The following is a 20,779-nucleotide window of genomic DNA, read 5'->3' on the forward strand; positions in this document are numbered from 1 at the left end:
GGGTCAGCGCGTCGCATAGCCGCCGTCCACGAGCATGTCGGATCCGGTGACGAAGGATGCGTCGGACGACAAAAGGAAAGCCGCCGCCGCGGCGATCTCCTCCGGCTCTGCTATGCGGCCGAGCAGATGGGCGGGCCCAAGGCCTGCATTGGCGGCCTCGAAGTCGGGAAATCTGCGCAGCAGGCGCGTCGTCGCCACCGCGCCCGGCGACAGGCTGTTGACGCGCACCTTGTCCGGCGCATGGTCGACCGCCATCGCCTTGGCGAGATGGATCAGCCCCGCCTTGGCGGCGCAATAGGCGACGGCCCTGGTGGTCGCGACCCGTCCGAACTGCGAGCCGATGAACACCACCGAACCGCCGCCACCCGCCGCGATCAACGGCACCGCGAACTTGCTCATCAGGAACGCACCGGTCGGGCCGACGTCGAGCTCGCGGCGCCAGGACTGTTCGTCGAGATCGACGACGGTGGCGTTGGTCGATGGTGCGGCGGCGTTATGCACCAGTCCGTCCAGCCGGCCGAATTTTTGTCTCGCGAATTCGACGGCGTCCCGGGCGGAACCGATGTCGGTCACGTCACATTGGCAGGCGGCAGCCGAAGAACCAAGTGTATCGGCAAGCTGTGTCGCCGGCAGAAGATCATGGTCGGCGCAGACCACGCTGGCGCCTTCCGCAACGCAGCGCCGGGCAATGGCGGCGCCAATGCCGCTTGCGGCGCCCGCGATCAGGACAACGCTGCCGTGCAATCGGTTCATCGCCGCGACCTCAAACCCTTTCCTCGACACTTTGCATGACCGGCGCCGTGACCGGCCGTCGCAAAAGATTGTAGCAGGCCGCGAGCGTGACCAGGGCGGCGCCGCCGCCGAGCAGCAGGAACATGGCGGGAGGCCCAAGATGCGCCATCAACCCCGCGGCGACACCCGGCGTCGCCACATTGCCGATCGAGTAGAGCAGGAGCAGCGTGCCGGAGGCGGCAACCATGTGCCGGCTGTGGAGCTGCGATGCGCCGAAGGCCATCGCCACCGGATAGATCGTCAGCGCCGTGGCGCCATAGAGGAAGAATAGCACGAACAGCAGCGGCACCGACAGGGTGCCGACCCATGCGATGGCGGCGCAGGCCGTCACCGATACCAGGCCTTGCGCCAGCAGCATCAGGCGGCGGTCGAACCGGTCCGACAGCCAGCCGACCGGGGTCTGCGCGAGCATGCCGGCAATGCTGATCGTGGTCACCAGCCAGACCGTGGCCGCCGCCGACAGTCCGATCTGCGTCCCGTAGAGCGGTGTCAGCACGAAGATGTTCATGTTGGTGATGCCGGCCTGGAAAATGGCGACGACCGTCACCGGCGCCAGCCTGAAAAGAGCCAGCGGTACGAGCCGCCTGTCTGCCTTCGCTCCGGGGGCAGGCGCCGGATCGGCCGGCACCGAAGGCAGCGTCGGCCAGCGCAGCCCCGCGAACTTGGGCGCAAAGGCCAGAAGCACCGTCGCCGTCGCGACCAAAAACAGATGCGGAGATTGCGGACCGACAAGCGCCACCAGGATCTGGCCGAGCAGCACGGCAATCGCCGTCGTCAGCATGTAGATCGAAAACATCGCGCCGCGATTGTGCTGTTCGGCATAGAGATTGATCCAACTCTCGCAGACGACGAAGATCGAGGCCATCGACATGCCGCCGAGGAGCCGGAAGCAGAACCAGGCCGGCATGAAGTCGGTGAAGACGAAGCCCAGGGCCGACAGCAGCGCTGTTGTCAGGATCAGCAGGTATGTCCGCTCATGGCCGTAGCGGGCAACCAATGGACGCGTCATCAAGCAGCCGATCAGGAAGCCGACCGGATAGGCGGTCAGCACGATCTGCACGACATTGGGGTCGACGCCAGGTTTGCCCAGATGGAACGACACCGCGGTCGTCAGCATGGCGCTGCCGATGCAGGCGAGACAGACGCTGGCCATGATCGGCAGCGTGGCGCGGGAGCGCTCGGCGTTCCGCCAGAAGCGCATCGTGGATTGAGCGATCGACCCCATGAATGCCGCTGTCGACCGGCTAGGATAGGCGCCGGAGATCGCAAGCACGATCAATGACCGACGCTGAACTCTCATGCATGGCGGCGGCTCCCCTTGGCAGTCACTGTGACCAGCGGCTGCTCTCCCAGACAGAAGCTACACCTCGTCATGCATGCTACAAGCGAAGATTGACACGGCTATGGCGTCATTTTTTTTGGCCATTCCGGTGGCGGAAAACGGCGTTGCGCCGCGCGACAGGCTTTACAGTCCTTTTGCACGCTCCCTACGATAGGTCCGCCTGCAGAACATCGAGAGGAGACCAGCAAATGACGATCGAACGTCTTGAGAATGGCCAACGCTTCTGCCGGGTGCTGCGCTACAACGGCACCGTCTATGTCTCGGGCCTGACGGCGGACGATCTTTCTGGCGACACCACCGCGCAGACGAAGCAGATCTTCGCCAAGATCGATGCCCTTCTGGCCAAGGCCGGCAGCGACAAGTCGAAGCTTTTGAGCGCCCAGATCTGGCTGCGCGACATCGCCGACTTCGACATGATGAATACGGCCTGGGACGCCTGGATCGATCGCAGCGCCATGCCGGTGCGCGCGACGGTGGAGGCGCGGCTTGCCGGCGACCAGTACCGCGTCGAGATCATGGTTACGGCGGCGGTCGGCTGACGCCGATTGGGGTGGGCAAACCGAATGCATGAGCTGGTGATCAAAGGCGGACGGGTTGCGCTCGACGATGGTTGGGCCGAATGCGACATCGCCATCGACGACGGCCGCATCGCCGCCATCGGGACAGGCCTGGCCGGCAGATCTTTGATCGGCGCCGGCGATCGTTGGGTCATGCCCGGCGGCATCGATGCCCATTGCCATCTCGACCAGCCGGTCTGGGGCGGGGCCGGCAATGCGGACGATTTCGAATCCGGCACCATCTCGGCGGCCTTCGGTGGCACGACATGCATCGTCCCGTTCGGCATGCCGGGTCCGGACATGACGACGATTGGCGCCGTGGACCGCGCTCTCGATCGTGCCACAGGGCGCGCGGTGATCGACTACGGGCTGCACGCGGTGGTGACCATGGGCACCGGCCCGGATGTCGAGCAACAGCTTTCGCGGCTCGCCGGACGCGGCATCGCCTCGGTCAAGCTGTTCATGACCTATCAGGGTTTTGCCGTCGACGACGATCTCTTCTTCAGGGTGCTCGATACTGCCCACAGGCTTGGCTGGATCGTCATGGTCCATGCCGAGAACGACGCTGCCATAAGGCGCACGCGGCAGCGGCTGATCGATCTCGGCCGCACCGATATCCGCTACCATGTCGTTGCCCACAGCGAGACGATGGAGCGCGAGGCAACGCATCGTGCGCTGGCCTTCGCCGAAATGACTGGCGCGCGAATGACCATCGTCCACGTCTCCTCCTGGCAGTCGGCCGAGGAGGTGGCGCGGGCGCGCGGGCGAGGGGTGGATGCGATTGCCGAGACCTGCCCGCAGTATCTGTTCATCGGCGCCGCCGACCTCGACCGACCGGCCCTCGATGCGGCGCGTTTCGTGTTTTCGCCGCCGCCGCGCTCGCCGCGCAGCCACAACCATCTGTGGCAGGCGCTGATCGATGGTGGCATCGATCTCTGGTCCTCAGACCATTCGCCCTATTTCTTCGCCGACAAGATCGCGCGGTCGCAGACACCCGGCTTCACCACCACGCTGAGCGGCATTCCCGGCATCGAAACGCGCCTGCCGCTGCTCTTCTCGGAAGGGCTGCTGACCGGCCGGCTGACGCTGGACCGCTATCTCGATCTCACCTCGCGCAATGCCGCCGCGATCTATGGTCTGGCCCATGCCAAGGGGCGGATAGCGGTCGGCCTCGATGCCGATTTGGCGCTGTGGGATCCCCAGGCGACCTGGACGCTCGGCCATGCCGCCCTGCATTCGCGCGTCGACTTCACGCCCTACGACGGCAGGAGCGTGACCGGCAAGCCGACCACCGTTCTGGTGCGCGGCGTGCCGGTGGTCGCCGACGGCGTGCTGCAGGTGCAGCCGGGGTTCGGACAATTCGTGGAGCGCACGGCGGCCGATCCGGCCCGCTCGGGAAAACCAGTCGAGGAGACGACGCCATGGCTCGATGCCTGACTATCGCGGTCGCCCAGACCGGCCCCATCCAGCGCAGCGCCTCGCGTGCCGAAACAGTCGATCGCCTCGTCCACCTGCTGGAGCAGTCCGCTGCCGCAGGTGCCGAAATTGTGGCGTTACCCGAGATGGCGCTGACCACTTTCTTCCCGCGCTGGCGCATTGATGATCAGGCGGAGATCGACGCCTTCTTCGAAAGCGCAATGCCGGGGCTGGAAACGCAGCGCCTCTACGATGCCGCCGCGCGCCTCAAGGTCGGCTTCGCGCTCGGCTATTGCGAGATCGCAAGGGAAGACGGCCGGACGCGCCATTTTAACACCATGGACCTTGTCGGCCCGGACGGGCGTTTCATCGGCCGCTACCGCAAGATGCACGTGCCGGGGTCGAGCGAGCCGGAGGAAGGCACCACCACGCATCTCGAACGCCGCTACTTCGAACCCGGCAATCTCGGCTTTCCCGTCTTCGACTATCGTGGTGTACGCGTCGGCATGGCGATTTGCAACGACCGCCGCTGGCCCGAGACCTACCGCATGCTGTGCCTAAACGGTGCCGAAGTGGTTCTGCTTGGCTACAACACACCGTTGCTGCTCGACGAGGCGCCGGCGCTGGCGCATCTCAGAATGTTCCACAACCATCTGCCGATGCAAGCCGGCGCCTACCAGAACACGCTGTGGGTGGCGGCCGCCGCCAAGGCGGGGTTGGAAGACGGCCAAGCGCTGATCGGCGGCTCCTGCATCATCTCGCCGACGGGCGAGATCGCGGCGCAGGCGATGTCGCTCGACGACGAGATCATCGTCCATCGCGCCGATCTCGACCTGATCGAGACCTGCCGGAAGGTGAATTTCAACTTCGCGCTCTATCGCCGCCCCGACCAGTACCGGCGCATTTCGGAACCGGTCTGAGATGATGGGCCTCATCGAAGCCAATCAGGACACGATGCCGCGCGCGGCCGATCCGCTGTCGCTCAGTGAGATCGTCGAGAACGGGCTTTGCATCGGTTGCGGCCTCTGCCGTTCGATCGGCACGCCCGATGCCATCGAAATGGTGATGACGCCGGAGGGCCGCGAGCGGCCGGTGGCGAGGCAGGCATTGGGCAGGCTGACGCTGATGCGGATCAACGCCGTCTGTCCGGGAACCCGGATCGCCGGTCCGCCACCGGCACAATCAAGCGAAGCCGCTTTGACGGACACCGTCTGGGGGCCTGCCGAACGGCTCGTGCTTGGCCGCGCGAAAGACCCGACCGTGCGGTTTATCGGTTCCGGCGGCGGCGTGCTGACGGCGCTCGGCCAGTTCCTGCTGAGCTCCGGGCGCGTCAAATTCGTGCTGCATGTCGCGGCATCGCATTCCCAGCCGATGCGCAGCGAAAGGCGGCTGAGCTTCGATGGCGTGTCGATGCTTGAGGGCGCGGGCTCGCGCTATGGCCCGGCGGCGACCCTGGTGGATTTCGGCGAAATCCTCGATCGCGGCGAGCCCTTCGCGCTGATCGCCAAGCCTTGCGACATCACCGCCGTGCACAACCTGGCGCGGCTCGATCCCCGCGTCGACCAGTATATGCGCTACGCCTTGGCCTTCGTGTGCGGTGGCGCGTCGGATTTGTCGAAATCGGAACAGGTGCTGCAGCGTTTCGGCCTCGCCGAGGACGAGCTCACGCTGTTCCGCTATCGCGGTTACGGCAATCCCGGCCTCAACCGGATCGAAACCAGCGACGGCCGCGCCTTCGAACTCACCTATCGGCAGCTGTGGGAGGATGAGGACAAATGGATGATCCAGCCGCGCTGCAAGATCTGTCCCGACGCGATCGGCCAAGTGGCGGACATCGCTGTATCGGATGCCTGGCTGAACGGTGGCCCAAGGGTGGAGGACGAGGCACTCAACGGCATCCTCGTGCGCACCCGGCGTGGCCTCGAGCTGTTCGACGCAGCCGTCGAAGCCGGCGCGCTGGCGATCAAGCGCGAGACCGGCTTTGCCGAAATCAGTGAGTTGCAGTCGCACCAGGTGCGCAAGCGGCGTGCAGTTTGGGCGCGGCTGAAGGGCATCGAGATCGCCGGGAAGCCGGTGCCTGTGGTGAGCGATCTGGCTCTGGAGGATTGTGCCCGGCAGAATGCACTGGCCAACAATCTCGCCGAGGGCCGCGGCGCGCGCGACCGGGCCCGGCGCGGACGCCTGGGTGAGCCGCCTGCCGTGCAGCGCGAAAGCAAGGCTGTGCGATCGTGTTGAAGGATGGGCTGATATGAGTGCCGCCGAGCAAACCGAAATCATCATCATTGGCGGCGGCATGGCCGGCGCCGGCGCCGCCTTCGAGATGTCCCGCTCCGCCAAGGTGGTGCTGATCGAGCGGGAAAGCCATTGCGGCTACCACACCACCGGTCGCTCCGCGGCGAGCTTTACCGAAAATTACGGCAACGGCATCATCCGTCGCATCGTGCTGGCGAGCCGGTCTTTCCTGACCGAACCGCCGGCCGGCTTCTCTGATTATCCGCTGCTTAGCAAACGCGGCATGATCACCGTGGCGCGCGCCGACCAGCTCGAACTCCTGCGGGAGGACCTGGAGGCCGCGCAGGCCCTGGTTCCCTCGATCGTCGCCATGACACCGGCCGAGGCGATCGCGCGCGTGCCGGTGCTGCGTGCGGATTATCTCGCGGGCGCCTATATCGAACCGCATTCGATGGATATCGACGTCAATGGCCTGCACCAAGGCTATCTGCGCGGCGCCCGCGCGCGTGGCGCGCGCATCGTCAACAATGCCGGCGTTAACGCCATCGGTCGGCAAGGCAGCCAATGGCGGGTCGAAACCCCGGTGGGAACGTTTCTTGCGCCAACGCTCGTCAATGCCGCCGGTGCCTGGGGCGACGAGATCGCTTTGATGGCGGGCGTGCGCCCGGTCGGATTGCAACCGAAGCGCCGCACCGCCTTCAACATTCCAGCACCCGCCGGTATCGACATCACGGAGTGGCCGCTGGTCAACGATGTCGGCGCCGAGTTCTATTTCAAGCCGGATGCTGGGCAGCTGTTCGTCTCGCCGGCCGATGCGACGCCGTCAGTCCCGATGGACGCTTATGCCGAGGACATCGATGTCGCCATCGGTGCAGAGCGTCTCGAACGGGCGACGACGATCGAGGTGCAGCGCGTGTCGCGCTCATGGGCGGGCTTGCGGACCTTCGTCGCCGACGGCTCGCCGGTCGTCGGACCGGATGACGAGGTCCCGGATTTCGTCTGGCTGGTCGGGCAGGGCGGTTACGGCATCAAGACCTCGCCGGCGCTGTCGCGCGTCTGCGCCAGCCTGATCGCGGGCAAGGGCTTTCCAGACGATGTCGCCAGGCAGGGCGTGTCGATGGACGATCTCACGCCGCACCGGCTGCGCAACGTCGAGTCTCAAGCCAGGCAGGTTGCTTCATGAGCAGTGCCGCACTCACGGCCGGCGGCAGGCTGGCCGGGCATTTACTGGAAAGGCTTGCGCACGCCACCATCGATGCGCCCGGGATCACGCGCGTCGCCTACGGACCCGGTGAGCGCTTCGCCCATGATCTCGTGCGCGACGAAGCGGAAAAGCTCGGTGCCACGGCGCATGTCGATGCGGCCGGCAACCTCTATCTGACGCTGAAAGGCCGCTATGCGGGCCTGCCAGCGATCGTCATTGGCTCGCATCTCGACAGCGTGCCGCATGGCGGCAATTTCGACGGCGCCGCTGGTGTCGTGGCCGGGCTGGCGGTGATGGCCGAACTGGTCGGGCAGGCAATCCAATTGCCGCGCGATCTGATCGTACTGGCGACCCGCGCCGAAGAGGCTGTCTGGTTTCCGCTGTCCTATCCCGGCAGCCAGGCCGCACTTGGCCTGCTGCAGCCGGCGGCGCTCGAAGCGAAGCGGTCGGACAGCGGACGCACGCTGGCCGAGCACATGCGTGAGGAAGGCTTTGACCCCGATGCCGTGCGGCGCGGCGTGCCGGGCATCGATGCCGGCCGGATCGCGGCTTTCATCGAAGTGCATATCGAGCAGGGACCGCGCCTTGGCGCGTCCGGCGCGCCGGTCGGCATCGTCACCGGCATTGCCGGCGGGTTTCGCTATGTCGACGCGAAATGCTTTGGCGCCTACGCCCATTCCGGTGCCGAGCCGCGCTTTGCCCGCCATGACAGCGTGCTCGGCTTTGCCGATCTGGTCGCCGGCCTTGAAGCGGAATGGGACGCGCTCGAGCGCGAAGGCCATGAAGCCACCATCACCTTCGGTCGGGTGGAATCCGATCCGAGCCAGCACGGCGGCAGCCGCGTCCTGGGCGAGCTTCGCTTCACGCTCGATGTGCGCAGCGCCGAGGCCGCTGTGCTGGAACGCATCGAGGCGCGCCTTCATGCGATCTTCGCCGAGGTCGCCACGAAACGGGGCGTCAGCTTCGAGGCCGGGCCGCGCTTCACCTGGGAGCCGGCGACCATGTCGCCGGCTCTGATTGCGAGGCTCGACCGCGCCGCCAGCGAGCTGCAAATGCGGGCGTCGCATGTGCCGAGCGGCGCGGGGCATGACGCGGCCACCTTTGCCGGCGCCGACATTCCAACCGCCATGATCTTCGTGCGCAACGAGAACGGCAGCCACAACCCGCATGAAGCGATGGAAATCGCCGATCTCGATCAGGCCATCCGTCTGCTTTTGCGTTTCGTCACCGACTTCGACAATCCCCTGGGACAGCCATGAACCTTGCTGCGACCGCCTTGCTCGTCATCGACCTGCAGAACGAATACCGCCCCGGTGCCGCCTGGCCGGTTATCGGCTACGACGCGGTGCTCGCCAATGCCGCCGCGCTGATCGCAGCCGGCCGCGCGGCAGACGTGCCGGTCATCCATGCGCAGGCCTGGGTGAAGCCGGAGGAAGGCGACGGCTATGCAAGGCAGGAAGAAATCCTGACCGAGGAATTCCGCTCCGCCGTTGCCGGCAGCGAAGGTGCAGCGATCTGCGCCGAGGTGGCGGCGCTGCCCGGCGACATCGTCATCCACAAGCACTGGCCGAGCGCCTTTCGCTGCACCGATCTTTCAAAACGGCTTGCCGAGCTCAAGGTCGAGACCCTGATCGTGACCGGCGTGCTGACCGACAGCTGCGTGACCGAGAGCGTGTTCGATGCGGTCTATCAGGGGTTTCGCGTCTGGCTGGTCAAGGACGCCTGCGGCAGCATGAGCGAGGCCATGCACCGCACCGGCATGCTCGACATGGCCAACCGGCTCTATGGCGGCGGCATATTGCGCCTGCCCGAGGCGCTGAAGGCGCTCGCCGGCCAGCCTTTCGACGGCTGGCACTGCACGCGGCCGGTGGAATTTGTCTACACGCTGGAAACCGTCGACCGGATTTACGAGGCGCTGTGATCGGCGCCGCAGCCGCAGGCGCCTCTGACGACCGGTTTTGAACCCGAGGGCTTGAGCACCGAGCCAGGCAATGCCCCGGTCGCCCTGCCGCCGCGCCAGACGGATATGCCGTTGACGAAGACGTGCTCGATGCCGGCGGCGGGTCGGCGCGGCTCCTCGAAGGTTGCGGTGTCGATGATTGTCGCGGGATCGAAGATGACGAGGTCGGCGAAATTGCCTTCCGCCAGCAGCCCGCGTTGCTGGATACCGAATTCACGCGCGGGCAGGCCGGTCATGCGAAACACCGCCTCCTCCAGGCTGAACAGGCCGACATCCCTGGCATAGTGCCCGAGCACGCGCGGAAACGTGCCCCACAGGCGCGGATGCGGGTGAATATCGTGCGGCAGGCCGTCCGAGCCGATCATGGTGCGCGGATGCGCGATGATGTTGCGCACATCCGTCTCGTCGAGCTGGAAATAGACGGCACCTGCCGGCAGCAGGCGCTCGCCGGCATCGCGCTCGCTGCAATTCCATTCCCGCGCAATGTCGGCGATCTCGCGCCTGGCCATCTCGGGATGCGGATCGGACCATGTGATGAGGATTTTGAGCTCTGTGTCGCAGCGCTCCAGGCGAAGCACGGTCGAACTCGCGGCATAGGGATAGACATCCATGCCGATGTCCATCGTCTCGCGCGCTTGGTCGATCCGCTGCAGCGAGGGCAGGCTCTTGCCGAAATTGGCGCGGCCGGTGCACTGGTGGTGCGAGATGAACAGCTTGCCGCCGGCATGATCGGCAATGTCGATGGCTTCCTCGATAGCCTCGTCCATCGTTTCGAAATAGTTGCGTGTGTGGGTGACATAGGGGCCGCCGAGGCTGGCCGCCGTCGCGGCCAGTGCCTTAACCTCTTCGGTCGAGGACTTCACGGCCGGCGGATAGTCGAGCCCGGTGCTGAGGCCGAACGCGCCTTCGGTCATCGCCTTGGCGACCGCCTCCTGCATCGCCGCTGTCTCCGTTTCGTTGGCCGGACGGTCGGTCACCGGCATGCAGCGCTGGCGCAAAGTGGTGTGGCCGACCAACAAGGCCGCGTTGGTCGCGATGCCGCGCCGTTTGAGCTCGGCGACATAGTCGGCAAAACGGTCGAAGCGGAAGTTCTCCTGGCCGCCGACCAGCGTGAAGGGCGGCGGTGGTGTCCTGTCGAGAAGCAGGGGCGCGAGGCTGACGCCGCAATTGCCGGCGATCACCGTCGTCACGCCCTGGCTGATCTTCGGGTCCATGCCGCGCGGCGCCAAAAGCGCGCCGTCGTCATGGGTGTGCACGTCGATGAAGCCGGGCGCGACCACCTTGCCCCTGGCATCGGTTTCCTCGCTGCCCTGCGCGTCGTCCAGCCTACCGATGGCGGCGATCCTGTCGCCGGTGACGGCGATGTCGGCCTCGAAGGGGTTCGAGCCGTCGCCGGCGATCAGCGTCGCGTGACGGATGACGAGATCATAGGGCATCCGAGGTCCTAACCATCCGGGTTGGCGGCGATCTCCTCGCGGCGCCGCGCGACATAGGCGTCGAGCTCCTCGCGGATCGCGGGGTCCATCACCGGCTCCTCGTAGTCGTGCAGGGCCTGCTGCCACAGCTCCGTCGCGCGCTCGAGCGCATCCTTGCCGCCGGCTTCCTCCCAGGCGCCGTGGTTCTGCCAGTTGGACAGCATCGGCTGGTAGAAGGCAGTGGTGTAGCGCGACATGGTGTGTTCGGCGCCGAAGAAATGGCCACCGGCCGGCACCGACTTGATCGCCTCGAAACCGAGATCGTCCTCCTGGAACGGCAGCGGGCGCAGGAACTCCATCATATTCTGCAGGATCTCGACATCGAGCACGAGTTTTTCATAGGACGCGGTCAGCCCGCCCTCCAGCCAGCCGGCCGCATGGTAGATCAAATTGGCGCCACCCAGCACCGCACCCCACGTCGCCATTTCCGTCTCGTAAGCGGCCTGCAGGTCGACCACGTTGGAGGCATTCGCGTTGGACGTACGGTAGGGCAGATTGTAGCGTCGCGCCAATTGCCCGGCGATGATGTTGGCCTTGGCGTTCTCCGGCGTGCCGAAGGCCGGCGCGCCCGATTTCATGTCGACATTGGAGGTGAAGGCGCCATACATCACCGGCGTACCCGGGTTGACAAGCTGGGTCAGCACCACGCCGAACAGCGCCTCGGCATTCTGCTGGCAAAGCGCTGCGGCAAGCGTCACCGGCGTCATAGCGCCCATCAAGGTGAAAGGCGTGACGGTCACCGGTTGGCCATGTTCAGCCATCGCGATCAGGCCTTCGGCCATGGCGTCGTCGAACAGGCGCGGTGAGTTGATCGAGATGATCGTCGTCACGCCGGGCGAGGCGCGCATCTCCTCGACGGAGACGCCGCGCGCGATCGCCATCATGTTGATCCCGTCCATCGCCCTCGCGCGGCCGATCGCCGTACAGTGGAAGGAGAGATCGCTAAGCGTCAGGTTCGCGTAGTAGGTATCGAGATGGCGGGAATTGGCCGGCAGCTCCATCGGCGCCACCACCTGGTTGCCGATGATGTGGATGGCGTTGAAGTGGTGCGCCAGCCGGATGAAATTCTGGTAATCGGGCAGGTTTCCCTGGCGGCGGCCGTTGATGCGGTCATGCACATTGGGCGGCCCGGCGACCAGGCCGAAGACCAGCGAATTGCCGCCGAGATGCACCTGCTTTTCCGGATTGCGGCTGGTCAGCGTGAAGGAGGACGGCACCGCCCGCAGCGCCTCGCGCACCAGGCTTTCATCGATCCTGATGGTCTTTTCGTCGCGATCGACGATGGCGCCCGCGGAAGCGAACAGATCCATCACCCGCTCGCTCATGACACGGATACCGAGTTCCGACAGGATGCGCATCGACGTGTCGTGCAGCCGCTCCATCCGCTCTTCATCGAGCAGCTGCATCGGCGGGTAGGGGTTCTCCACATGTTGCCAGGGCAGTTGCGCTATACCGCCGCCGCTGCGTCCCAGCTTCGATCTGCGGCCGCCGCCGCGCCTGTCCTGTGACATCAAACTCTTCCCTCTCGGCTCAATAGCCGCGCTCTGGGTTCACGACGTTCTGCAGCGGCACGCCGCCGCGGTAGCGCTTCAGATTGTCGGCGAACATGCCCACCGACTTGACGTCCCAGCCCTCATAGACCGCCGCGCAATGCGGGGTGACGGCGACGTTGTCGTAGCTCCACAGCGGATGGTCCGCCGGCAGCGGCTCGGTCGCAAAGACATCCAGCGCCACGCCCTTGATCCGTTTGGCGTCGAGCGCTTCCAGAAGGGCTGCTTCCTCGACGACGCCGCCGCGCGAGATATCGATGAGCACAGCGGACGGCTTCATCGCGGCGAAGGCCGCTTTGCCAATCAAGCCGCGCGTACTGGGCAGCAACGGCACGCAGCAGACGATGAAATCGGCACGGCCGAGCAGCGCAAGCAAAGCATCCGGCCCATGCACCTCGTCAAGGCTGGGCATCAGCTTGGGGCGCGCGCGGATGCCCAGCGTGCGCATACCCATCGCCTGCGCTCGCTTGGCGACGGCCTCGCCGGTCTTGCCAAGGCCGATGATCAATACAGTCTTGCCTTCGATCGGCTCGACGCGGCCACCGCCACCCCACAGACGCGCCTGCTGGCGGCGTTCGAAGCCGCGCAGGTCGAGCGAGAAGGACAGCATGGCGCCGAGCGCATATTCCGCCAGCATGCCGGCGGCGACGCCCGCGGAATTGGTCACCGTGACGCGGGTCGGATCCCAGCGTCCCAGATGATCCGTGCCCGAACCGCCGATGGACACCCATTTCACCGTCGGGCTTTCGACCAGGGCCTGGCGCGGATAGCGCGGCGTGCCGTCGAAGCGCACGGAATAAACCACTTCCGCCGCCACGCGCCCGATCAACTCGGGCAGGGCGGCATAACTGTCGCAAGTATGGACGGCGAGATCCGGATGCGTCTCCATGAGCACGGCCAGCGCCGCGGCTGGCCGGTCTGTGTGCAGGATGACGGACGGTTCAGCCGACATAGTGCCGCTCAACTCCGGCCAACGTGATCTGCCGAAGAGCCGAGCGCGGCTAGCAGCTTCTCGCCGCCTTCGAGCGTTGCATTCTCGTGTGGCGCGCGCAGGTTCAACCAGCGCTGGTCGCCCGAGCGCACCGCCAGCACGGCCTTCATCGCCGGTATCAGGCCGGCATCCTGGATGATCTTGCGGAACGCCTTGATCGCCGCATCCGCCTCGGCAACGTCCTTTCCTGCGATCGTTGCGTCGTAAAGGGCCCGGATGGCCGCGGCGTTGAGGTTGACGGTGGCCGAGATGCAGCCTGCCGCGCCGCTGGCAAGGCCCTTGGTCAGTTGCGCCTCGGAGCTCGGGAAGACCGCAACCTTGGGCGCCGCGGCAATCACCGCTGCCGTGTTGTTCCAGTCGCCGGCACTGTCCTTGTAGGCGACGACGGTTTCGGGAAAGGCCGCGCTCAGCCGCGCGGACAAAGCGGGGCTCACCGGCACGCCGGAGTTCTGCGGGATGTGGTAGAGGATCATCCGCATTGCCGGGTTCGCAACCCGCTCGATCAGTTCGCTGTAGTAGCGGGCCTGCCCGCTGTCGCCGGCGGCGGTGTAGAAGAACGACGGCAGCACCATCACCCCGGCGCAGCCGTGCCCGACCGCGTGCGCCGACAGTTCGACGGTTTCGGGCAGCGCGGTGACGCCGGTGCCGGGCATCAGCCGGCTCGGTGAGATGCCGGCCTCGATCAGCCATTCCAGCGCCTGCATGCGCTCTCGCAGCGACAGCGACAACGCCTCGCCGGTGGTGCCGAACGGCGACAGGAAATGCGCGCCCTGGCCCAGCACCCATTTGGCATGCGATATCCAGAGATCGCGCGCGATGCGGCCATCGTTTTCGAACGGCGTCAGGATCGGTGCGATGGTTCCTTGCGGGCGGGTCATGTGTGTCCTTCCGTATCGATCAACAAATCCATGCAGTGTCTGGCCGCCGCCGCTGTCGTCCTGGCGAAGTAGGCCGACGCGGTGACGTCGAACAGTACATCGAAACCTGCTTGCGAGCGGAATGTGACGGCCTCGATGTGACCGACGCGTGTTTGCGCAATGTCGTCGACACCGAATTCATCGGCTCTGAGATCAAGCGCGCATACCCGGCTCATTGCTTGCGGCGCGTGCGGGCCAGAGAGGCGCAGCCATGCCCAGCCTTCCTCGCGCCATGATGAATAGCCTTTCGGCCCGGTATCGTTCGCCCAGGCGGCTTTGAGTTCGGCAAGCGCCTCGCCGGCACCTTCGGCAAGCAGCAGGATGTCCTCGTTGCCGAGACGCAGGATCCGCATGCCGTGATACGCGCCGATGCGATTGACTGCGGGCAAGGAGATGCCGTGCGCGGTGAGCCAGGCGGCGCTGCCGCCGCCCTTCAAGCCAAAACGCGGACTGGCCGTCAGGTCGCTCAGCGTCACCGCGCCAATGGGCAGCTTCGTGCCGTGCGCCGCGCCGCCGGCCATGAAGGGATACACCGCGCTTGCCATCATCTACATCTCCTGCCGTGCATTGGCGGGATCGAAGAATGCGTGAGCAACCACAGGCCCGTCGACCAGATTGCCGTTCCGGCACTTCACCGTCACCAGGCTCCCTTGCATGGAGTCGTCGACATGGACGTAGGCGAGCGCGATGGTACAGCCGAGCGTCGGCGAGAAGCCGATCGAGGTGATCTGTCCAACGGGAGCATTGCCGCGCAGCACGAGGCAGCTTTCGCCGGGTATATCCCTGGCATCGGCCGGAAATCGCAGGCCGACGAGCTTGCGCGACTGGCCCAGCCTGGCGCGCATCTCGATCGACCGTTTGCCGACGAAGAACGGCTTCTTCTTCGACACCGCCCAGCCGAAGCCGAGTTCGTCCGGCGTGGTGATCGCGTCGGTGTCCTGGCCAATCAGAATGTGCCCCTTCTCCAGGCGAAGGATGCGCGAAGCTTCGAGACCGTAAGGCTTCAAACCGTGTGGTTTGCCGGCAGTCATCACCGCGTCCCAAAGGGCGGGTGCGAGGCTGGATGGACAATGCAGTTCGTAGCTCAGCTCGCCGGTGAAACCGATCCGCATGACGCGCACCGGCACGCCGGCGACGACGCCTTCGCGGCCGCTGAGATAGGGAAATGCTTCGCGCCCGAAATCGATGTCGCTCTCGAGGGCCTCCAGCACCGCCCGGGCCTTCGGCCCGGTGACATTCAGACCGCAGAACGCGCCGGTGAGGTTGAGGACATCGACCCGCAAACGCCATTGCGCGTTCCAGAACAACATGTCGGCATAGACGCGCGCCACCGCGCCCGTGGTGGCGGTCACATAGAACCGGTCGTCCGCCATGCGGTAGGCGACGCCGTCGTCGACCACCGAGCCCATCTCGTTGAGCATCAGGCAATAGCGCACACGCCCGACAGGCTGGTTGGCATGCGCCATTGTGTAGAGGCGGTCGAGGAACTCGCCTGCATCCGGCCCGCGCAGTTCCAGCTTGCCGAGCGTCGACACGTCGAGCAGGCCGACGCCTTGCCGCACCGCCGTGATCTCGTCCCGGATCGTCTTTTCGGCCGCGCCGGCATCGCCGTAGAAATACGGCCGCCACCATGCGCCTACCGGCTTCATCACGGCGTTGCGCGCCAGGTGCCTGGCATGCAGTGCGGTGCGCCGCTCGAGCGGTTCGTGGTGGCCGGCAAGCACGCCAAGCGTCTCCGGTCCAACCGGTGGGCGGGCAGTGGTGATGCCGACTTCGGCGACCGCGCGGTTGGTCGCCTCGGCAACGATCCTCGCTGTTGCCAGCGCGGAATGGCGCCCCTGGCTCGGGCCCATGCCGACGGTGCTGAAGCGTTTGACCAGCTCGATCTCGCGATAACCCTCCTTGACCGCGTGTTGCAGATCCTTGACCTGCAGATCTTCGTCGAAATCGACGAAGTCGCGGCCCTTCGGATGGGCGACGATCGGCAGCACATGGACCGGGCTGGTTGCCGTCGGCCTGGTGGATACTTTGTCCTCTGCAACAGCATGGCCGAGCCCCAAAAGTGCGGCCACGGCCGCGCGGCGGCCGCCGGCAATCGCGTCCTGCAGATCGCTGTCTCCGGCGACAGATCCGGCAAGGTGGACCGGCGCTTTCGGCAGGCTGAGCGTCATCGATCCGACAGCGGCATCATAGCCGACCTTTGCTCCGGCCTGGCAAGGCAACTGCCAGGCGGGCACCTTACCGGCCGAGACAGCCAGCAGGTCGCACTCGATCCAGCGCCCGCCGACACGAACCCGCGCAAGGTGACGATTTCCCGCGATGCCCTCGGCGGCTTCGATCGTCGCGGCCTTGCGGATGGCCACGCCCTTGCCGTGCAACTCGGCTTCGAAGGTGCCTGTCTCGCCGCTGGATCTCGGATCGGCGACCAGCATGACCGAGACGCCGGCCTCGACCAGATCGAGCGCGACGCAATAGCCCTCATCGCTGGTGGCCAGCACCACGGCCTTTTGTCCGGGGCGCACGCCGTAATGGCGGATCAGGCGCTGAGCGGCGCCGCCGAGCATGATCCCCGGCAGGTCGTTGTTGCGGAAGATGGCGGGCTGTTCGATCGAGCCGGTTGCCAGGATCGCGGTGCGGGCGCGCGTGCGATAGAGCCGGTCGCCCTGGATCAGCGGCAGCCAGTTGTCCTCATACCATCCGTTGCAGACGGTCCCGGTCAGCAGGCGCAGATTGGGCAATGCCAGCAGCCTTGAGGACAGGTCGGCAAGGATGGCCGGGTCATGCCGGCCATAGGTCAGCGATCCGCCGATCTCCGGATTCTCGTCGCACAGCACCACATCCGCGCCCGCCTCGGCGGCAGCGATTGCCGCGCTGAGCCCAGCCGGACCGGCGCCGACCACCAGAATATCGCAGTGCAGGTGCGTCTTGTCGAAATGCCGGTGCGGGGCCTTGATGTCGACCACGCCCAGTCCGGCCTTGCGGCGGATCATCGGCTCCCAGAATTTCAGCCAGCTGTCGCGGCGCGGCCCCATGAAGGTGCGGTAGTAGAAGCCGACCGGCAGAAATCGCCCCAGCCTGTCGATGATCGCGTCGCGGTCGCGTTCGAGTGTGCCGTTGACGTTCTGCGCGCTGATCCGCAGCCCTTCGCTGACCGGCGTGCGGTCGGCGGCGACATTCGGCTCGAACGGCAGTTGCACCAGCGTGTTGGCGTCAGCACCGGTCATTGAGAGGGTGCCGCGCGGTCGATGATATTTGAAGGAACGCGACAGCACCCATTGTCCGGAGGCTGCGAGCGCGCTGGCGATGCTGTCGCCGGCATAGCCCTCGAAGTCCTTGCCTTCGAAGCTGAAGCGTAGGGGACGGCTTCGATCGATCCGGCTTCCCCAGGGCGCAGGCAGCCGGTTCATGATTGGCCCCGGCGTTCGGGCGGATCGAATGTCCGGATGACCTCATTGGTGACGAGATCGCGCTCGGCCAGAAAAAAATAATTGCTCGGCACGTGGCGCCACCACTCGACCACGATGCCCCTGCGGTTCTCGGCGCGGAACAGATGCCGCGACCAGTCGGCATCGGCGGTCCGGTCCGGATCCGGTTCGGCGCGGACGGGCCCGAACGATTGGAACTCGTCTATGTTGCGCGGACCGTTCATCGGGCAAATCAGCAGTTTCATGGTCAGTGGCTCGCCGCCGTCGCGCCCATTTCGTTGAGCAGCTGGAAGGTTTCGAACCGCTCGAGCGCGAAGGGCTTCAGGATGTCGGGCACGCGCCCCCTGGCGATCGTCTCCGCCATGCGTTTGCCGGCGACGGGCGTCGCCTTGAACCCCCATGTCCCCCATCCGCAGTCGAGCCACAGATTGGCGAGTGGGCTGGCACCCATGATCGGGCTGTAGTCCGGCGTCATGTCGGTGATCCCGGCCCATTGCCTCAGCAGCCGCACGCCCTGCAGGAACGGGAAGAGGTGCACGGCGCCCTCGGCGAGGTGTTCCTTCATGTCCAGCGTCGAGCGCGTCGAGTAGAGCTGGTAGGGATCGGACCCGCCGCCGATGACGACCTCGCCGCGCGAGGACTGCACTAGATAGGTGTGCAGCGAGACCGAGGAGACCAGCGTATGCAGCCACGGCTTCAGCGGCTGCGTTACCATGGCCTGCAGCGGGTAGCAGCGGATGGGAAGCTCGACGCCGGCCATCAGCGCCACATCGTAGTTCATCCCCCCGGTCGCGATCAGCACCTGACCGCAGGCGATACGGCCCCTGTTCGTCCTGACGGCCTGCACCCGGTCGCCGACGACTTCGAAGCCTTCCACTTCGGTCCGCTGGTGGATCTCGACGCCGCGCCGCGACGCCTGCGCGGCATAGCCCCAAGCAACGGCATCATGCCGCGCGGTGCCGCCATCGGCATGCCAGAGCCCGCCGAGGATTTCGAGCGAACCGCCATAGTCCATGTTCAAGGTTGGGACGAGTTCCTCGACGGCCTTCTGGTCGACAACTTCGGTGCGCGTGCCCAGATGCTTGCCCATCTCGGCGCGCGCGTGAAAGCTGCGCAGGGTCGCCTCCGTGTGCGCCAGCGTCAGCTGGCCGCGCTGCGAGAACATGACGTTGAAGTCGAGTTCCTGCGACAGGGTCTCGAACAGTTCGACACCTTCCTTGTAGAAGGCGATGCCCTCCGGGGTGATGTAGTTCGACCGGATGGTGGTGGTGTTGCGCGCCGTGTTGCCGCCGGCAAGGTAACCTTTCTCGATGACCGCGACACTGCTTATGCCATGGTATTTCGCAAGGTGATGGGCGCACGACAGTCCGTGGCCGCCGCCGCCGACGATGACCACGTCGTACGAGGGCTTGAGTTCCGGCGTCGCGGGAATGTCGCCGCTGACCGGATAGTCCCTGCTGAGACCGTATTTCAGAAGCCTGAGCGGCATCTCAGGCTACCACGCTGGCCGTTGGAGGATCATGCTGACGACGGGGGGATCGTAGAGCAACACCGAAAGGTCGGAGAACCGGCTGTCATGATCGGCAAGCGAAAGGACAGCGTCGCGGATCGCCGTGGCGCGGCCCTGTCCGAGCACCGGTGTTGCGAACTCCAGATATTTCGCCTCGATCTCGGCCGGCGTCAGCGGCGCCTCCGGTCCGCCGCGCGCATGGACGTCGCCGGAAGCAAGCACGCGCCCATCTGATGTCGTGATCGTCACGTCGGCCCAGCGGCCTGCCGGGAAGCGCGCGCTGTGGCGCTCCGATTCCCGGACCGTGATGCGGCGCAGCATATCCGCCACGGCAGCATCCTCCAGCCCGCTGCCGGAAATGTGCTCCAGTCCGATACGACCATGCATGATGAAGGTCGCAACGGCGAAGCGCAGGCTGTATTGCGCTTTCGACGTTGTGTCCGGCATGCCGTCGAACAGCGTGGCGGCGTAGTGGAAACTGTTGACCGCTACATGGCTGATCTCTGACGGCGCCAGGTGATGCGCCAGGACGAGCCCACGCGTCGCATCGATGGCCGCATGCGCCCAGCGGCAGATCGGGTACGGCTTCACATATTGATGCAGCACCTGCCAGAAGGCGCCGAGATCCTGCCAATGATCAGCGACTTCGGGCTCCTCGACCGTGATCGCCGGCGCGCCGGTGAAACCGCGCTCAGCCAGCACGGCGGCGGACAGGCCAATCAGCGCGCCGATGCCCGAGCCGTCGTGCAGCATCGTCGGCGTAGCGATCTCGCGCATCATCTGACTGCGCGGGCCATGATACTCGGCAATGCCGAGCGCCTCCCGGAATTGCTCATCGCTGAGCCGCCGCAGCCTTGCCGCAACCGCGGCCACGCCCAGAGCATTCCATGCGCCTGACGTATGGTAATCCGACACCGTCGCATGCAGTGCGATGCCGGCCCGGCCGGCGACTTCGTAGCCGACGACCAGGGAGGCCAGCGCTTCCGGGCCGCTGAGGTCGGGGAGCGCCTCGGCAAGCGCTGCCAGCGCCGGCACGACGGCGACGCCGATATGGCCCTTCGTCGGGCTGTAGCCGTCATGGCCGTCGAGATTGTCGATCTGCGTTGCGGCCGCATAAGCGGCTCCGGCGATGCTGGCGCGGCGGCCGTCGAAAAACATGCGCGCCGAATGCAGCGGATCGGCCGAGCCGTAGAGAAGGGTGGCGGTGTCGCGGGCGATCCGGCCGGCTTCCATAGGGCCGGCGGCAATGGCGATTCCAAGCGTGTCGAGCAGGAGATATCGCGCCTGTTCCAGAACAGGGACAGGGAATACGGCTGCCGGCCGCCGCAACACGAAATCGGCCAGGCGAACGGCAACGCTGGTACTCGCGTCAGGCCCTTCACGCCGATGCGACGGCACAGCCACTGGC

At 65.9% G+C, this 20,779-nt stretch carries 18 protein-coding genes; 7 read left to right on the top strand and 11 right to left on the bottom strand.

Features of this window, described 5'->3' with window-relative positions; genetic code table 11:
* Positions 1-3: 3 nt before the first annotated feature.
* Both LB571_RS27120 and LB571_RS27125 read right to left on the bottom strand, forming a co-directional pair.
* Complete coding sequence (locus tag LB571_RS27120; protein ID WP_224599424.1) at positions 4-753, bottom strand: SDR family NAD(P)-dependent oxidoreductase; 750 nt, start codon at positions 751-753, stop codon at positions 4-6.
* A gap of 10 nt (positions 754-763) precedes the next feature.
* On the bottom strand, positions 764-2,092 hold the full coding sequence (locus LB571_RS27125; RefSeq protein WP_318011586.1) for an MFS transporter: 1,329 nt from the start codon (positions 2,090-2,092) through the stop codon (positions 764-766).
* A 230-nt stretch (positions 2,093-2,322) separates the two neighbouring features.
* Between LB571_RS27125 and LB571_RS27130 the strand changes: the two genes are divergently transcribed.
* Genes LB571_RS27130 through LB571_RS27160 form a run of 7 tightly spaced genes read left to right on the top strand, consistent with a single transcriptional unit; the run spans position 2,323 to position 9,464 of the window.
* Positions 2,323-2,673 (top strand): RidA family protein, encoded by a 351-nt coding sequence (locus tag LB571_RS27130; protein WP_107652398.1) that lies wholly within the window; start codon positions 2,323-2,325, stop codon positions 2,671-2,673.
* 24 nt (positions 2,674-2,697) lie between these two features.
* Entirely contained in the window at positions 2,698-4,128 is a 1,431-nt protein-coding gene (hydA, locus tag LB571_RS27135; RefSeq protein ID WP_224599425.1) for a dihydropyrimidinase, read from the top strand.
* Positions 4,113-5,027 (top strand): nitrilase-related carbon-nitrogen hydrolase, encoded by a 915-nt coding sequence (locus LB571_RS27140; protein WP_224599426.1) that lies wholly within the window; start codon positions 4,113-4,115, stop codon positions 5,025-5,027. The genes hydA and LB571_RS27140 overlap by 16 nt, the downstream gene beginning before the upstream one ends.
* Before the next feature lies 1 nt (position 5,028).
* Positions 5,029-6,342 carry a Coenzyme F420 hydrogenase/dehydrogenase, beta subunit C-terminal domain gene (locus tag LB571_RS27145; RefSeq protein WP_224599428.1) on the top strand — a complete coding sequence of 438 codons (1,314 nt, stop codon included), beginning with the start codon at positions 5,029-5,031 and terminating at the stop codon, positions 6,340-6,342.
* Positions 6,343-6,355: 13 nt separating this feature from the next.
* Positions 6,356-7,522, top strand: coding sequence for an NAD(P)/FAD-dependent oxidoreductase (locus tag LB571_RS27150; RefSeq protein WP_224599430.1), 1,167 nt, complete (start codon positions 6,356-6,358; stop codon positions 7,520-7,522).
* The gene (locus LB571_RS27155) at positions 7,519-8,802 is read left to right on the top strand and encodes a Zn-dependent hydrolase (RefSeq protein ID WP_224599433.1); all 1,284 of its coding nucleotides are present in this window, start codon (positions 7,519-7,521) and stop codon (positions 8,800-8,802) included. The genes LB571_RS27150 and LB571_RS27155 overlap by 4 nt, the downstream gene beginning before the upstream one ends.
* The gene (locus LB571_RS27160; RefSeq protein ID WP_224599435.1) at positions 8,799-9,464 is read left to right on the top strand and encodes a cysteine hydrolase family protein; all 666 of its coding nucleotides are present in this window, start codon (positions 8,799-8,801) and stop codon (positions 9,462-9,464) included. Before LB571_RS27155 ends, LB571_RS27160 begins: the two co-directional genes overlap by 4 nt.
* On the opposite strand, the gene LB571_RS27165 is transcribed toward LB571_RS27160, so the two are convergent.
* From LB571_RS27165 to LB571_RS27205, 9 genes are read right to left on the bottom strand one after another with little or no spacing between them, the layout of a single operon-like run.
* The gene (locus LB571_RS27165; RefSeq protein WP_224599437.1) at positions 9,449-10,939 is read right to left on the bottom strand and encodes an N-acyl-D-amino-acid deacylase family protein; all 1,491 of its coding nucleotides are present in this window, start codon (positions 10,937-10,939) and stop codon (positions 9,449-9,451) included. The two genes, LB571_RS27160 and LB571_RS27165, sit on opposite strands and share 16 nt — an antisense overlap.
* An 8-nt stretch (positions 10,940-10,947) precedes the next feature.
* The gene (locus LB571_RS27170; protein ID WP_224599439.1) at positions 10,948-12,489 is read right to left on the bottom strand and encodes a trimethylamine methyltransferase family protein; all 1,542 of its coding nucleotides are present in this window, start codon (positions 12,487-12,489) and stop codon (positions 10,948-10,950) included.
* 19 nt (positions 12,490-12,508) lie between these two features.
* Complete coding sequence (locus LB571_RS27175) at positions 12,509-13,480, bottom strand: D-2-hydroxyacid dehydrogenase (RefSeq protein WP_224599441.1); 972 nt, start codon at positions 13,478-13,480, stop codon at positions 12,509-12,511.
* A gap of 8 nt (positions 13,481-13,488) precedes the next feature.
* Positions 13,489-14,397 (bottom strand): dihydrodipicolinate synthase family protein, encoded by a 909-nt coding sequence (locus LB571_RS27180; protein WP_224599442.1) that lies wholly within the window; start codon positions 14,395-14,397, stop codon positions 13,489-13,491.
* Positions 14,394-14,981 (bottom strand): hypothetical protein, encoded by a 588-nt coding sequence (locus LB571_RS27185; protein ID WP_224599444.1) that lies wholly within the window; start codon positions 14,979-14,981, stop codon positions 14,394-14,396. The genes LB571_RS27180 and LB571_RS27185 overlap by 4 nt, the downstream gene beginning before the upstream one ends.
* A 3-nt stretch (positions 14,982-14,984) precedes the next feature.
* On the bottom strand, positions 14,985-17,843 hold the full coding sequence (locus LB571_RS27190; RefSeq protein WP_224599456.1) for a 2Fe-2S iron-sulfur cluster-binding protein: 2,859 nt from the start codon (positions 17,841-17,843) through the stop codon (positions 14,985-14,987).
* A complete protein-coding gene (locus LB571_RS27195; protein WP_224599457.1) occupies positions 17,840-18,106 on the bottom strand; it encodes a sarcosine oxidase subunit delta in 267 nt (88 codons plus the stop codon). Before LB571_RS27195 ends, LB571_RS27190 begins: the two co-directional genes overlap by 4 nt.
* Positions 18,107-18,108: 2 nt before the next feature.
* A complete protein-coding gene (locus LB571_RS27200) occupies positions 18,109-19,350 on the bottom strand; it encodes an FAD-dependent oxidoreductase (RefSeq protein ID WP_224599460.1) in 1,242 nt (413 codons plus the stop codon).
* Positions 19,351-19,356: 6 nt separating this feature from the next.
* Complete coding sequence (locus LB571_RS27205) at positions 19,357-20,775, bottom strand: MmgE/PrpD family protein (RefSeq protein ID WP_224599462.1); 1,419 nt, start codon at positions 20,773-20,775, stop codon at positions 19,357-19,359.
* Positions 20,776-20,779: the final 4 nt, after the last annotated feature.

Source organism: Mesorhizobium sp. BR1-1-4 (assembly GCF_020165375.1).
Taxonomy (GTDB): domain Bacteria; phylum Pseudomonadota; class Alphaproteobacteria; order Rhizobiales; family Rhizobiaceae; genus Mesorhizobium; species Mesorhizobium australicum.